At 57.2% G+C, this 836-nt stretch carries 1 protein-coding gene and 1 pseudogene; both read left to right on the forward strand.

Annotation, left to right across the window (positions count from 1 at the left end; genetic code table 11):
• Nucleotides 1-159 precede the first annotated feature (159 nt).
• Nucleotides 160-333: pseudogene (gene rpsT, locus TR36_RS15155) on the forward strand (30S ribosomal protein S20); the annotation flags it as partial.
• A gap of 265 nt (nt 334-598) precedes the next feature.
• A partial coding sequence (locus TR36_RS14035) for a sigma factor (RefSeq protein WP_275477451.1) occupies nt 599-836 on the forward strand: 238 nt, incomplete at its 3' end.

An 836-nucleotide genomic window follows, 5' to 3' on the forward strand; every position in this document is an offset into this window, starting at 1 on the left:
CCGTAAAAACCGAAAAACGGCCGGCCCCGGTCCCCGTACGTACCGGTACCGGGACCCGGGCCCCGTTTCGTTTTCGGTTCGGTAACGAAAAACGAAACGTCCGTTCCGGTTTCCGGTTCCGGCCGACTACCGTCCACTTACTTACTACGTCGAACGTAAGTAGAAAGACGATACGCGTCTACGGGCGACAAAGACGCAGCAGTCGCTGCCCTGCGCGCTGCCCAGCCCGAAATGGCACGTGGCGTTTCGAAAGGCGTTCTGCACAAGAACACCGTTTCGCGCAAAATCTCGCGTCTTTCGTCGCGTGTAAAAGCTGTAGGCGCTGCCGCCTAAGCTGCGAATAACCCGTTGAAAAGGCGCGCTTTCAGGCGCGCTTTTTTTATGCCTGGTGATCAGGCGTGGCGCGAATGTCAAACGTTCCGGATTCGGCCCGACCATTTTCCTGTCAACAGCGAAGATCGGTTGCGGTTCCTCCGAAACGCGGGCTAGCGTCACTAAGCGATTCACTGTCCTGGGGGACATTGATCGCATTCTGGGACCGGTCCGGCTGCCACGCTGTGTTGCTTGATTTTCGATGCAACTGGGACATGTCCTGCGAATGCGATTCAAACGCACACCGGCTGGCGCCGAATGGTGCCTTATCTTTTGTACGCGAAGCTTATGCCGGGCCTTTGCGATTTCGCTGACGCGGAACGTTTCGGTCGCGGATGATCTGGTGCAGGACACCATCGTCAAGGCGTGGACAAACTTCGACAAGTTCACGGTCGGGACCAACTTGCGGGCATGGCTGTTCACGATCCTGCGCAACACCTTCTATTCGGACAAGCGCAAGAACC

This window comes from Falsirhodobacter sp. alg1 (genome assembly GCF_000739715.2).
Classification (GTDB): Bacteria; Pseudomonadota; Alphaproteobacteria; order Rhodobacterales; family Rhodobacteraceae; genus Falsirhodobacter.